At 58.4% G+C, this 12,368-nt stretch carries 14 protein-coding genes; 9 read left to right on the top strand and 5 right to left on the bottom strand.

Features of this window, described 5'->3' with window-relative positions:
• Window positions 1-108 precede the first annotated feature (108 nt).
• The 3 genes from ACM6JQ_RS24730 to ACM6JQ_RS24720 all read left to right on the top strand — a co-directional run bounded on the left by ACM6JQ_RS24730 (window position 109) and on the right by ACM6JQ_RS24720 (window position 3,073).
• The gene (locus tag ACM6JQ_RS24730; RefSeq protein WP_414894805.1) at window positions 109-2,070 is read left to right on the top strand and encodes an acetyl/propionyl/methylcrotonyl-CoA carboxylase subunit alpha; all 1,962 of its coding nucleotides are present in this window, start codon (window positions 109-111) and stop codon (window positions 2,068-2,070) included.
• 70 nt (window positions 2,071-2,140) lie between these two features.
• Window positions 2,141-2,683 (top strand): exonuclease domain-containing protein, encoded by a 543-nt coding sequence (locus ACM6JQ_RS24725; RefSeq protein WP_007908678.1) that lies wholly within the window; start codon window positions 2,141-2,143, stop codon window positions 2,681-2,683.
• A gap of 105 nt (window positions 2,684-2,788) precedes the next feature.
• On the top strand, window positions 2,789-3,073 hold the full coding sequence (locus ACM6JQ_RS24720) for a pyrimidine/purine nucleoside phosphorylase (protein ID WP_003226701.1): 285 nt from the start codon (window positions 2,789-2,791) through the stop codon (window positions 3,071-3,073).
• Window positions 3,074-3,145: 72 nt separating this feature from the next.
• On the opposite strand, the gene ACM6JQ_RS24715 is transcribed toward ACM6JQ_RS24720, so the two are convergent.
• The gene (locus tag ACM6JQ_RS24715) at window positions 3,146-3,952 is read right to left on the bottom strand and encodes an MOSC domain-containing protein (protein ID WP_007908677.1); all 807 of its coding nucleotides are present in this window, start codon (window positions 3,950-3,952) and stop codon (window positions 3,146-3,148) included.
• Window positions 3,953-4,119: 167 nt separating this feature from the next.
• A complete protein-coding gene (locus ACM6JQ_RS24710; RefSeq protein ID WP_007908676.1) occupies window positions 4,120-5,055 on the bottom strand; it encodes a chemotaxis protein CheV in 936 nt (311 codons plus the stop codon).
• 453 nt (window positions 5,056-5,508) lie between these two features.
• On the opposite strand from ACM6JQ_RS24710, the gene ACM6JQ_RS24705 reads away from it, so the two are divergent.
• The 3 genes from ACM6JQ_RS24705 to ACM6JQ_RS24695 all read left to right on the top strand — a co-directional run bounded on the left by ACM6JQ_RS24705 (window position 5,509) and on the right by ACM6JQ_RS24695 (window position 8,011).
• A complete protein-coding gene (locus ACM6JQ_RS24705) occupies window positions 5,509-5,976 on the top strand; it encodes a hypothetical protein (protein WP_007908675.1) in 468 nt (155 codons plus the stop codon).
• Window positions 5,977-6,461: 485 nt separating this feature from the next.
• Entirely contained in the window at window positions 6,462-7,355 is an 894-nt protein-coding gene (locus ACM6JQ_RS24700) for a sensor histidine kinase (RefSeq protein WP_007908674.1), read from the top strand.
• Window positions 7,352-8,011: a response regulator transcription factor gene (locus tag ACM6JQ_RS24695; RefSeq protein ID WP_007949957.1), complete on the top strand. Its 660-nt coding sequence runs from the start codon at window positions 7,352-7,354 to the stop codon at window positions 8,009-8,011. Before ACM6JQ_RS24700 ends, ACM6JQ_RS24695 begins: the two co-directional genes overlap by 4 nt.
• On the opposite strand, the gene yegS is transcribed toward ACM6JQ_RS24695, so the two are convergent.
• On the bottom strand, window positions 7,995-8,912 hold the full coding sequence (gene yegS / locus ACM6JQ_RS24690) for a lipid kinase YegS (RefSeq protein WP_007908672.1): 918 nt from the start codon (window positions 8,910-8,912) through the stop codon (window positions 7,995-7,997). The genes ACM6JQ_RS24695 and yegS overlap by 17 nt on opposite strands.
• A gap of 313 nt (window positions 8,913-9,225) precedes the next feature.
• On the opposite strand from yegS, the gene ACM6JQ_RS24685 reads away from it, so the two are divergent.
• The gene (locus tag ACM6JQ_RS24685; protein ID WP_176472330.1) at window positions 9,226-9,534 is read left to right on the top strand and encodes a hypothetical protein; all 309 of its coding nucleotides are present in this window, start codon (window positions 9,226-9,228) and stop codon (window positions 9,532-9,534) included.
• Window positions 9,535-9,592: 58 nt separating this feature from the next.
• On the opposite strand, the gene glp is transcribed toward ACM6JQ_RS24685, so the two are convergent.
• Both glp and moaB read right to left on the bottom strand, forming a co-directional pair.
• Entirely contained in the window at window positions 9,593-10,819 is a 1,227-nt protein-coding gene (gene glp / locus ACM6JQ_RS24680) for a gephyrin-like molybdotransferase Glp (protein ID WP_414894804.1), read from the bottom strand.
• A complete protein-coding gene (gene moaB, locus ACM6JQ_RS24675) occupies window positions 10,803-11,342 on the bottom strand; it encodes a molybdenum cofactor biosynthesis protein B (protein ID WP_007908664.1) in 540 nt (179 codons plus the stop codon). The genes glp and moaB overlap by 17 nt, the downstream gene beginning before the upstream one ends.
• A gap of 81 nt (window positions 11,343-11,423) precedes the next feature.
• On the opposite strand from moaB, the gene mobA reads away from it, so the two are divergent.
• Together mobA and ACM6JQ_RS24665 are read left to right on the top strand one after the other, a co-directional pair.
• On the top strand, window positions 11,424-12,026 hold the full coding sequence (gene mobA, locus ACM6JQ_RS24670) for a molybdenum cofactor guanylyltransferase MobA (protein WP_414894803.1): 603 nt from the start codon (window positions 11,424-11,426) through the stop codon (window positions 12,024-12,026).
• A 78-nt stretch (window positions 12,027-12,104) separates the two neighbouring features.
• Window positions 12,105-12,326 carry a YgdI/YgdR family lipoprotein gene (locus tag ACM6JQ_RS24665; RefSeq protein WP_007908660.1) on the top strand — a complete coding sequence of 74 codons (222 nt, stop codon included), beginning with the start codon at window positions 12,105-12,107 and terminating at the stop codon, window positions 12,324-12,326.
• The last annotated feature ends 42 nt before the right edge of the window (window positions 12,327-12,368 follow it).

The raw sequence follows: 12,368 nt of genomic DNA, 5'->3' as shown, positions 1-12,368 counted from the left end.
GGCAAGCCAGCTCCCACAGGGGATTTGCGTCGCTCACAAAACCTGTGGGAGCTGGCTTGCCAGCGATGAGGCCAGCACATGCAATGCAACTTTCCAAGGAAATAGCCCATGCCTGCATTCCACAAAATCCTGATCGCCAACCGCGGTGAAATCGCCTGCCGCATCCAGCGCACCGCGCAAGCCCTCGGCTATCGCACCGTCGCCGTCTTCAGCGATGCCGACGCCGATGCCCTGCACGTGAAAATGGCCGATCAAGCCGTACACATCGGCCCCGCCCCCGTGCAGCAGTCCTACCTGAACACCCAGGCCATCCTCGACGCCGCCCGCCGCAGCGGCGCCGACGCCATCCACCCCGGCTACGGCTTCCTCTCGGAGAACACCGAATTTGCCCGCGCCTGCAAACAGGCCGGGCTGATCTTCATTGGTCCCAGCGCCGAAGCCATCGAACTGATGGGCAGCAAACGCCGCTCAAAAATCGCCATGCTCGAAGCCGGCGTACCGTGCATCGGCGGTTATCAGGGCGCTGAACAGGATGACGCAACGTTGCTGCGCGAGGCCGAACGCATCGGTTTTCCACTGATGATAAAGGCCAGCGCCGGCGGTGGCGGACGCGGCATGCGTCAGGTGCACGACGCCGCTGATTTGCCAGCGCAACTGCGTACCGCGCGCTCCGAAGCATTGAACGGTTTCGGTAGCGACGAATTGATCCTCGAACAGGCGTTGATCGAACCACGGCACGTCGAAGTGCAACTGTTCGGCGACCAACACGGCAACCTGATCTACCTTGGCGAGCGCGACTGTTCGATTCAGCGTCGCCACCAGAAAGTCATCGAAGAAGCACCTTGCCCGGTGATGACCGCTGAGCTGCGTCAAGCCATGGGTGAAGCGGCGCTCAAGGCTGGCCGCTCGGTGAATTACGTCGGTGCTGGCACGGTGGAATTCTTGCTCGATGCGCGTGGGCAGTTTTACTTTCTGGAGATGAACACGCGTTTGCAAGTGGAACACCCGGTGACTGAATTGATCACCGGACTGGATCTGGTGGCGTGGCAAATATTGGTTGCCGAAGGTCAGCCGTTGCCGCTGACCCAGGACCAGATCCTGCTCAACGGACATGCCATGGAAGTGCGGCTTTACGCCGAAGATCCCGCGCAAGACTTCCTCCCGCAAACCGGTCGAGTAGAGGCCTGGGAGCCGGCGCTGCAACACGGCGCGCGAATCGATCATGGCTTGCTTGAAGGGCAAGCGGTCAGCCCGTTCTACGACCCGATGCTCGGCAAACTGATCGCCCACGGCGCCACCCGCGAAGAGGCCCGGCGCAAACTGTTGCGCGCGGTGCAAGACACGGTGCTGCTCGGGGTGCAAAGCAATCAGCGCCTGCTCGTCAGCCTGTTGCAACATCCGCAGTTCATCAGTGGCGAATTCAGTACCGCGTTCATTGCCCGGCACTTCAGCGAACACCCTTGTTTGCACCGTTACATTGCGGATGCCGAGGAACTGGCGATTGCGGCGATGCTGTTCTATCAAGCAAGCGCCCTCGCCCACCGCGCGCCACTCACCGGCTGGCGCAACAACGCCAGTGTGCCGCTGCATTATCGACTCGGGCTTGATGATCAGAACTGGACAGTGCAACTGCTCGCTCAAGCGCAAGGCGCCTTCACCGTGCAGGTTGCCGAGCGCGCGCTCGAGTTAAAACTCATCGACCAGGACACGCAGTCGCTGACACTGGAAATCGACGGTTTGCGCCAGCGTCACGCGTATCGACTGGATAGCGGGCACCTCTGGCTGTTCAGCCATCCCGGCAGTCTGCGCCTGGAGGATCGAACTCATGCCGTGATCGACAGTCAGACCAGCGTCAGCTCCGGCACCTTGAAAGCACCGATGGACGGCGCCATCGTCGACGTTTTGGTCAGCGAAGGCAGCCCGGTCAGCAAAGGTCAACTGCTGGTGGTACTGGAGGCAATGAAAATGGAGCACCCGCTCAAGGCCGGCATCGACGGCGTGCTCAAGCGGGTGCAGGTCAAGGTCGGCGATCAGGTAAAAAATCGTCAGGTTCTGTTGCAGGTCGAGTAGTCGCCCACACACGCATGCGGGTTTTGACTACGCTCTGAGTTATCAGAACGCGGAAATCAGGAACCCTGCGATGCCTCACTGGCTGGTCATAGATCTGGAAGCCACCACCGATGAGGGTGGCTGGCCGGTCACCGAAATGGAAATTATCGAGATCGGCGCCACACTGGTCGATCGTGCCGGGCGCGAGCAGGATCACTTCCAGCGCTTCGTCAAACCGACGCGGCGGCCGTTGCTCACACCTTTTTGTCGTGAACTGACGCACATCACCCAGGCCAATATCGACACGGCGCAGCCGTTGACCGAAGTCTGGCCGGCGTTCGAACGCTGGCTCGCGCAGCATCAGACGCGCCTCGAAGGCTGGGCCAGCTGGGGCGATTACGACCGCAAGCAGTTGTTGCAGGAATGGCAGCGTCTGCAAATCGACAGTGGGTTGAGCAAGGTGCCGCACATGAACCTCAAACAACGCTTCGCCAAGGCCCGACGCCTGGAGCGGCCGTTGGGCCTCAATGGTGCGCTGCAACTGGCTGGCATGCAGTTCAGTGGTCAGCAGCATCGGGCGCTGGAGGATGCGCGCAACACCGCACGGTTGTTGCCACTGGTCTTGCCACTCTAGGGTCAATTCGAGAACTCACCAGACAGAAGCCGGGCAGGTGACGGCGCGAAAAGCCTTGTGCATACTGGCCGCCTCCATTTTTTAACCCTTTTCGAGGAATCGCCCATGTTTAAAGTCAACGAGTACTTCGACGGCACCGTCAAGTCGATCGCCTTTGGCACCGCTGAAGGTCCGGCGACCATCGGCGTCATGGCCCCGGGCGAATACGAGTTCGGCACCGCTCAGCGTGAAATCATGCATGTGGTGTCCGGCGCATTGACCGTCAAACTGCCCGACAGCAGCGACTGGGAAACCTTCGCCGCCGGCAGCCAGTTCAACGTTCCGGCCAACAGCAAGTTCCAGCTCAAGGTCGCGGTCGACACCGCTTACCTGTGCGAATACCGCGGCTAAAGCAACGGTTTCACCGCACCAACAAAAATGCCCGTGTCCAAGGACACGGGCATTTTTCGTTGCAGTGACGGACTACTCGAGAATCTCCACCGGCATGCCGACTTCGAGTCGACCATTGCTGTCATTCACCAGATTCTGCCCGAACATCGCACCATCGGCTTGAGCGCGATATTTCTGCAAGGTTGCCAGCGGCTCGCGATCGGCACTGCGCTCACCGGTTTGCGGGTCGATGGTGGTGAGAATGCAGCGCGAACACGGCTTGACCACACGGAACTCGACTTCGCCAATGCGTATGCGCTTCCAGCCATCTTCGGCATACGCCTCGCTGCCTTCGATCACCAGGTTAGGCCGAAAACGCAGCATTTCCAGCGGTCGTCCGACCTTTTGCGATAGATCCTGCAGGGATGCCTCACCAATCAACAGCAGAGGAAATCCATCGGCGAACGCGACCTGATCCTCATCGTTGCCATAGCCCGCCTGGGTGGTGCGAGCGCGATCCAGCGGCACCTGCACCAGCCGGGTCGGCTTGCCGATGAAATCGCTGACCCAGCGCGCGGCCTCATCACCGGCATCCGGCACGCGCAAGGTGTCGCGCCAGATCGTCACACCGCGCAGTTCGGCGTCATTGCCCGGCAAGGCGATTTCGATGGAGGACTGTTCAGGTGCGCTCAGGGTCAGACCGCCCTGCGCATTCCACAGGGCCGACAACTGACTCATCTTCGCTTCGGCGCGCTGGGTCAGAAAGCGGCCGCTGGCTTCGTCCACGAGCATCCAGCGTCGGTCGCCATCAAGCCCCAGCTTGTCGAGGTCGACGCGTTGCAGCACATCGACTTTGCCGGATTTCAACGGGTAACGATAAAGCGCGCTCAGACGCAGCATGGCCAGCTCCCTGGAGGATAAAAACGCCACCCTATACGAGCTTGATCAGGAATCAAAGAGCAATAACTGTAGGAGTGAGCCTGCTCGCGATAGCGATGTGTCAGGTAATGATTCGGGGCTGACACACCGCTTCCGCGAGCAGGCTCACTCCTACAATGGGTGTGTGATCAGGCCGGGACTTCGTCGAGCATCAGACGCTGGCGCACCACGTCGACCAGCTTGTCCGGCTGGAACTTGGAGAGGAAGTTGTCGCAGCCGACCTTCTTCACCATCGAGTCGTTGAAACTGCCGGACAGCGAGGTGTGCAACACCACGTACAAGCCACGCAGACGCGGGTCATTGCGAATTTCGGTGGTCAAGCGATAACCGTCCATTTCCGGCATTTCCGCATCGGTGAAGATCATCAGCAGTTTGTCGGTCATGTTCACGCCAGTATCGGCCCAGGCCTTGAGCATGTTCAGGGCTTTCAGACCATCGCTGGCAATGTGCATCTTCACGCCGAGCTGGCCGAGGGTGTCGCGCAATTGCGAGAGGGCCACGTTGGAGTCGTCCACCAGCAGTACTTCACGGCCACGGGCGCGCTCCAGCACCGGATCTTCGAGTTTTTCACGCGAGACCTTGGCGTTGTACGGGACGATTTCGGCGAGGACTTTCTCGACGTCGATGATTTCCACCAGTTGATCGTCGACCTTGCTGATCGCAGTCAGATAGTGCTGACGCCCGGCGCTGGTCGGCGGCGGCAGAATGGCTTCCCAGTTCATGTTGACGATGCGGTCCACACCGCCCACAAGGAATGCCTGCACCGAACGGTTGTACTCGGTGACGATGATGGTGCTGTTTGGGCCTGGCACCAATGGACGCATGCCGATTGCCTGCGACAGATCAATCACTGGCAAGGTCTGACCGCGCAGATTGACCACCCCGCACACAAACGGATGACGCTGCGGCATCAAAGTCAGTTTCGGCAGTTGCAGCACTTCCTGGACCTTGAACACGTTAATCGCGAACAACTGGCGCCCGGCCAGTCGAAACATGAGAATTTCCAGGCGATTCTCACCCACCAGTTGCGTGCGTTGGTCTACCGTGTCGAGAATGCCGGCCATCAATGACTCCTGGGCTTGTTCTGATGAATTCACTATGTGAGGTTATCGGCGGCAAATGGCAGTTCTTGATTGCCAAACCCGACCCGTCAAAAATGCCATGATCAGGCATTGATGTCACATTAACATCATGCTTTACTGGCCCGGTGATTTTCATCTGCTACATACTCTGCGGCGCGACCTCGGTTTGCACCGTAGGTTCCCGTGTCTAAGGGATTCCCCTAGTAACAATCAGGCCCAACCTGATATTCGCAATATCCAATAGCCATTAATGTGACGCCATTCTCATTGCATGAACGGAGTCAGGCTATTGTGTGCGATCGCAGTTCAGTGGAAACAACCCCTCTGGAACCCCTCAGCCAGTGCACCTGCACGTCTGGGCGCGATCTCCCGACGATTCATGATCGTCGCCACACACGGCATTCCCTCATGAGACATGACGTGGTGGAGATAAGCATGCCAATGGACCGCAAAGAGTGGGTACAACGCTTCCCCGAATTCCTTGTCGAGGCCGAACAACTCTTGGCCAAGTCCGAAGAATGCCTCAGCCATCTGCAACTGATCAGCAATGACAAGGACGCTATCGAGTGCATGCTCAATACCCTCCTGAAACTCGCACGCCGGGCTGAAGCCTTGGCGCTGGAGGCAATTTCCGAGTTCTCTCTGCATATTTACAGCCTGCTCAACCTGACCCAGGATCGCGTCGACCTTCACGAAGAGGCTCTGGTCGCGTTGCAGGATTGCTTCACGTTGATGGCCTGGCAGCTTGAACTGGTCGATCAACAGACCGGGCAACTGAGTCTGGATGAAAGTGAACAGACTTCGCTGATCGAAGCTTTCGCATTCCAGGTTGGTCAAAGCCAGCTAAAGCCGCCACTGACGGGCAAACGTTTGCCTCAATTGCCCTACTCGGGACAAGCCTGATCAACACGCTGTATCCACGCAGGCGCTTGCAGCGAAACGTTGAATGTCGTAATTGAATACTTCATACCTGCCAGCGACAAAATCGAATTAAATAATCACCGACGACAGACACCCATGTTTTCTGCCGACCTCAGGGTTTACCTGTGTGTTAAGAAGCACAACTTCAGGTAACACCTACATCTATCGAACTCAATAAATCGACTTTTTCCATTATGGAACTTGCGTCCAAAACACGTATTTCCTGACTCAATGGACATATATAGCGAGCGCGACCAACGGTATCTTAAGTGGTATTATGCCGCCCATTAGTTGCTTTCAAATTAATGGCACAGTGATTTCAGCGACCGCTGTCCACTGAAGTTGGCGGTCAATACATTCACTGGACCGCGTTGAAACCAATAACATAATTGACAGCATTTTCAGACAGAGACCCGCCAGCCTCAGGCCGGTCTGCCCGCAGCGAACATCCATTGGCTCCATCCGTTATGTACGCCAGTCTCAAGTCAATCACTACATGGCCACCTTCCCGGGAAAATGCACGCCGGTTCACGCTCATACTGTGTGTCGCGGCCACCCTCGGCAGCCTGCTGACCTATGGTCTTTCGACACCCCTTAGCCTCGGGCTGCTACTGCTCGACATCGCCGCTACCGCATGTGTCTGGGTGCAATATCGACTGTCACGCAAATCGATCAAATTTCAGCCTCAGGAGCTCGCCGACCGCTTGCTGGAAGTCCAGGAAAACGAGCGCCATCGCCTCAGCCGCGAATTGCACGACGATATCGGCCAATTGCTGACGGCCGCCAAACTGCAGAGCGAGTGGCTCAAGCGACGCCTGCCGGATGACTTGCAGGAGCAATGCACGGTGCTGTGCGCCACCCTGGAAGAAACCCTCGACAAAGTGCGCGACGTTTCGGCCATTCTCAATCCACGGCAGTTGACCAGCCTGGGGCTTGAAGCCAGTCTGCGTGCACATCTGCTCAAGACATTGACCAACACCAGCGTGCACTGGAGCCTCGATTGCCAGCAGCGCCTCAACGGTATTCCGGAAGAAATGGCGGTCGCCGCCTTTCGCATCACCCAGGAGGCTGTTACCAATATCCTGCGTCACGCCCAGGCAAAAAACCTGGTGATACGCGTGCAACGTCTGCCTAAAGGGCTGACGCTGCTGATCAGCGATGACGGTATGGGATTCGCCCCGTCGGCCAATCCGGGTCGAGAAGGACAACGAGGCATGGCCGGGATGGCCGAACGAATCGAGCAACTGGGTGGCACCCTGAACGTCATCAGCGAACCGGGTAAAGGCACTCAAATCGAAGCACTCTTCCCCTGGGCGCCTCGCGCACTCGAGCGGGCCAGTACGAATAAGGTTATGCGTTGACTTGCAACTTACTTCTGGTGGATGACCACTCGCTGATCAGGGCCGGCGTGCGCGCTCTGGTGCTGGATATTCCCGGTTACGCGGTGATTGGCGAGGCCAATGACGGTTCGCAGTTGCTCGAAATGGTCGAGCAACTGAGTCCGGATATCGTGTTGCTGGATATCTCCATGAAAGAAACCGGTGGCCTGGAAGCCCTGCAACGGCTCAAGCGGGTGCGTCCGCAGAGCAAGGTGCTGATCTTGTCGATGCACACCGATCCGGCGCTGATCATGCAGGCGCTCGAGTCCGGCGCCCACGGCTATCTGCTCAAGGACACGACCGCTACCGAGCTCGAACATGCACTGGAAGCCTTGCGCAACAACGAGCGCTACCTGAGCCCCGCCATCGCACACACCGTGATCAATCAGGCCCTGACCCGTAATCAGAAGCAGCAGCCGGAGGCCGCCGACTCGCACAATCTGACCGCGCGCCAGCTGGAAATCCTGCGTTTGATCGTGCGGGGGAAATCCACCCGGGAAATCGCCAATGGCCTGGGGCTGAGCATCAAGACAGTCGAGACCCACCGCTCACAGATCATGAAGCGTCTGCAAATCTACGACGTAGCGGGCCTGGTACTGTTCGCCGTGCGCGAACAGATCATCAGCCTGGACGACTGACCGAGCGGGCGCCGCCCAACAATGGAGAATGCTCCGGCAAGTGCACGCGCAACGCTGCCGGACGCGCCTCAAATCGCAAGCTCTCACCTTCCAGTGGTTCGCCATCCAGATTGATGCAGAGCCCCTCGGCCACTTTGATTTCGACCCATGGCAAACGGGCTCGGACAAACATGTTATCGATGCCGAAACCATCGCTGAGCAGCGTCTTCAACGTGCCGACCAGCTCCTGTGGCGCCGGCAGGATGCTGATATCCAGCAAACCGTCATCGGCCAGCGCTTCCGGGCACAATACGTGCCCGCCACCGGCCTGACGGCCATTGCCGATACCCAGCGCGAGCATTTCGCCACTCCAGTGAAAGTCCGGCCCCTGAAGCTCACCATAAGCAGCATGCAGCTCGCTGAATCGTGACAAACCAGTGAACAGATAGGCTGCACCACCGAGTACTTTTTTCAGGTCCTCGGAAGTATTGGCCGTGACCTGACTGCCGAAACCACCCGTGGCCATATTGAGGAAAATCTGCCCGCCCACCTCGCCCAGATCGATGTCGCGCGGCGGCACATCAAGCAGCTCAAGCGCTTCGGCAGGCTCCAATGGCACACCGGCGGCGCGGGAAAAGTCGTTAGCGGTGCCCAAGGGTAAAAGAACGAGGCTGGCTTTGCCCGGGTGCGCCGCGAGCGCTTCGGCGATGTCGCGCAACGTGCCATCTCCACCGCCGGCGATAATCTTTGTGTAGCCGTCCGCCAAGGCTTGCTCCACCCACCGCTGAGCATCCCCTGCCTCCCACGTCAGGCGCACGGCCAGCTCCCAGCCTTGCTTGCGCTTGTCCTCGACGGCGGTGCGTACCGCCTCGTTGAGTGCCTGCTTGCCATGCAAAATCAACAGTGCCCGGCGTTCACTCATCACATCACTCCCTAATCGAATCGGTTCGAGACATCTTGACCACTGCCGCCCGCAAAAAAGCCGTCAGACCTGTAATTAATTCGGCCTTCTGGCCTCAACGTCCTACACAGCGGTATTTTTTCTTACAAAACATGCGGAATCGGCTTAATTGACCCGGCTTCGACATTGGGTCACCGTGTGCCGGCGGTAGCAATCTTCAATCCAACACACAAGGATGTGCATGTAATGAGTGGATACCCCCCCAAGGCTCTTGCCAGCTCGATAGCTGAAAAAGTTTGCAAGCGAACAGTTGAAACGATCGGTGGATGCTTCCATGCCCAGTCATGAAGCCAGAGTGCCATTGAGCCCGGTTGGCCCTCTCGTCGAAAGTCGCTCGAATCAAAAGTCAGAATTCAAAAACAGCGCCAGAACCACTGGAGAAATTGATATGGAACCTCGTGTAACCGAGCTGGAAACCCATCTCAAGTACCTTCGGCGGGACATGGACGAAGTCCGCAGTGATGTCAGAACAATCAAACATCGGCTTGCCTACTCGGCGGGTGCGACAGCGGTAGTGCTGGGTCTGCTGGGTTGGGTGGCCAATAGCCGATTCGACCAGCTTGTGACACTGATCAGCAATTAAATGAATGAGTCATTGCAGGCGCCGACGACAGCCGACGCCTGCATTTGCGAGACAGCGGTCAGTCCAGCAGATCACTCAGCGGAATGAAGACCACTTCATCGCCGGCGCTCAGTGTGCGGCCCTCCAGCACTTCGACCAATCCATCTGCCCATGCGGCGCTACGCAGTACGCCTGAGCTCTGGTTGCGATAAACAGTGGCCCGCCCTTGCTCCAGACGGCCTCTAAGGTACTCACGCCGATTGCCTGCCACCGGCCAGTCAAAACCCGCTGGCACGCTGAACTTCAGCGGCTCGACGTCCTGCACGCCCTGACGGCGCAACAGATATGGCCGAGTGAGTAGCGCAAAGGTCACCAGCGTCGATGCCGGATTTCCTGGCAAACCAATGACCGGTACATTGCGGAAATGGCCAAATGTCAGCGGTTTTCCAGGTTTGATCGCCAGCTTCCAAAGGGCAAGCTCGCCCTCTTCTCGCAAGGCGACACCCAGAAAATCCGCCTCACCTACCGACACGCCCCCCGTGGAAAGGATCAGATCAACATCCTGCAACTCCCCCAGACGGGCACGGGTAGTGGCCAGATTATCCGGAAGAATACCGGCATCGATCACCTCACAGCCCAGACGTTGCAGCCAACTGCATAGCAACACCCGATTGCTGTTGTAAATCTGACCCGGCCCCAATGCCTGGCCCGGCTCGACCAATTCATCACCCGTGGAGATCACCGCAACGCGAACCTTGCGCACGACCTTCAACCCGGCACACCCCAACGACGCAGCCAGTCCCTGCTCTATCGGACCCAAGCGGGTTCCGGCAGGCAGGATCAGCTCACCGATGGTGGTTTCCTGGCCTTGTGGACGGATGTTCTGCCCGGTCTTCATCGGCTCGAGGAAGCGCACCGTTTCATCAGCTTGAACCTCAGCGTTTTCCTGCATTTCCACGCAGTCAGCGCCCGCGGGCACTGGAGCGCCGGTGAAAATCCGTGCACAGGAGCCCGGTTTCAAAGGCTCCGGGGATTGCCCGGCGAACACTTTCTGACTGACCGGCATGGGTTCGCCAGTCCAGTCCGCCAGGTTCAACGCATATCCGTCCATGGCACTGTTAGGCCAAGGCGGCAGATCCAGCGTCGAAATCAGATCTTCGCTCAGCACACGTCCCTGAACCTGAGCCAACGGCAAGTCTTCATGCTCTGCAATTGGCGAGGCTTCGGCCATCTCGAGCAAACGCGCCAGCGCCAACTCAACCGGCATCAATGCCCCGGTCTTGCCCGGCTTACCCACGGGATTCACAAGGCGCCGCCTGCTTCAAGTGAGTCACGAAATTGCACGGACGGTGACGCGCGTCCAACTGCTCGCCCAGGATGCCATCCCAACCGGTGCGTACGGCGTTGGTCGAACCCGGCAAGCAGCAAACCAGCGTGCCATTGGCCAGACCGGCCAGCGCACGGGACTGCACCGTGGAGGTACCGATATCGGCTACCGAAATCTGCCGGAACAACTCACCAAACCCGTCGACCTGTTTGTCGAGCAGGCAGGCAACTGCTTCAGGAGTACTGTCGCGGCCAGTGAATCCGGTCCCGCCGGTGATCAGCACGACCTGTACGACATCGTCGGCAATCCAGGTGGCGACTTGCGCACGAATTTTGTAGAGGTCATCTTTGAGCAACACCCGCTGCGCCAGAAAATGGCCTGCCGCCGTCAAACGGTCGACGAAGACCTGACCTGAGGTGTCGGTTTCCAGTGTTCGAGTGTCACTGACAGTCAGCACCGCAATATTGAGCGGCACGAAAGGTACATCAGCCTTGGCTTTCATAGGCTCGTCCAGTTGTAGGAGAAACAGCCCGGTGTTATATCACAGCGCCTCATTTTTTCGCCGCCCCTCTGGAGAGCTGCCATGACCCTCGACACGCAACTGCCCCCCTGCTCCATTCTGCTCCTGGCAGGTGGACGCGGCCAACGCATGGGCGGCCAGGACAAAGGTTTGGTCGAATGGCAGGGCGAGCCGTTGATTGCACATTTGCAGCGCAAGGTCCGTGGGCTGACTGATGACCTGATCATCTCCTGCAACCGTAATCGCGAGCGTTACGCGCCATTCGCTGATCAATTGGTGGTCGATGACGAAGGCGATTTTCCGGGGCCATTGGCCGGCATTCGTGCGGGTCTGAAAGCTGCGCGCCATTCGCACCTGCTGGTCTTGCCCTGTGACGTCCCGCGCATTGACGCAGCGTTACTGCAAAGCATGCGCGAGACGGCCAATCAGAATCCTGAAAAACCTTTAATGTTGCGCCATGACGAGCACTGGGAACCCTTGCTGTGTGTGATTCCGGCAGCCCTTCGACCCGCCTTCGAAGAGGCCTGGAACGCCGGTGAGCGCAGCCCCGGCCGGGTTATGCGCATGCTCGGCGCTACTGCCCTGCAATGCCCGGTCAACGACCCGCGACTGGCCAACCTGAACACCCCCGAACTGTTAAATTCCCACAACACTGTGTCAGACTGACACCATTCAAGGAACTCTCACGCCTTGTATACGTCTCAAGCTCAGTAACCAAAAGAATTCCCATTCGGAGACACACCCATGACTCAACGGACCCTCGCCACTTTCATGCTCGCACTGGGCCTTGCCACCCTCGCCGGTTGCTCGTCGCCTACAGTGATCACCTTGAATGACGGTCGCGAAATCCAGGCCGTCGACACCCCGAAATACGATGACGATTCGGGCTTCTACGAGTTCAAACAGCTGGACGGCAAAGAAACCCGCATCAACAAGGATCAGGTTCGCACCGTTAAAGAGCTGTAAGCTCTGGTCGACACCGGATACAGAAAAGCCCGCATTAATGCG

It is taken from the genome of Pseudomonas sp. IT-232MI5, from assembly GCF_949767845.1.
GTDB lineage: Bacteria > Pseudomonadota > Gammaproteobacteria > Pseudomonadales > Pseudomonadaceae > Aquipseudomonas.
This window is presented reverse-complemented; position numbering and strand designations above follow the sequence as displayed.

Coding starts and splice junctions, on each gene's coding strand:
- ACM6JQ_RS24730 (WP_414894805.1), top strand. CDS start 109: ATGCCTGCATTCCACAAAATCCTGATCGCCAACCGCGGTGAAATCGCC.
- ACM6JQ_RS24725 (WP_007908678.1), top strand. CDS start 2,141: ATGCCTCACTGGCTGGTCATAGATCTGGAAGCCACCACCGATGAGGGT.
- ACM6JQ_RS24720 (WP_003226701.1), top strand. CDS start 2,789: ATGTTTAAAGTCAACGAGTACTTCGACGGCACCGTCAAGTCGATCGCC.
- ACM6JQ_RS24715 (WP_007908677.1), bottom strand. CDS start 3,952: ATGCTGCGTCTGAGCGCGCTTTATCGTTACCCGTTGAAATCCGGCAAA.
- ACM6JQ_RS24710 (WP_007908676.1), bottom strand. CDS start 5,055: ATGGCCGGCATTCTCGACACGGTAGACCAACGCACGCAACTGGTGGGT.
- ACM6JQ_RS24705 (WP_007908675.1), top strand. CDS start 5,509: ATGCCAATGGACCGCAAAGAGTGGGTACAACGCTTCCCCGAATTCCTT.
- ACM6JQ_RS24700 (WP_007908674.1), top strand. CDS start 6,462: ATGTACGCCAGTCTCAAGTCAATCACTACATGGCCACCTTCCCGGGAA.
- yegS (WP_007908672.1), bottom strand. CDS start 8,912: ATGAGTGAACGCCGGGCACTGTTGATTTTGCATGGCAAGCAGGCACTC.
- ACM6JQ_RS24685 (WP_176472330.1), top strand. CDS start 9,226: ATGCCCAGTCATGAAGCCAGAGTGCCATTGAGCCCGGTTGGCCCTCTC.
- moaB (WP_007908664.1), bottom strand. CDS start 11,342: ATGAAAGCCAAGGCTGATGTACCTTTCGTGCCGCTCAATATTGCGGTG.
- mobA (WP_414894803.1), top strand. CDS start 11,424: ATGACCCTCGACACGCAACTGCCCCCCTGCTCCATTCTGCTCCTGGCA.
- ACM6JQ_RS24665 (WP_007908660.1), top strand. CDS start 12,105: ATGACTCAACGGACCCTCGCCACTTTCATGCTCGCACTGGGCCTTGCC.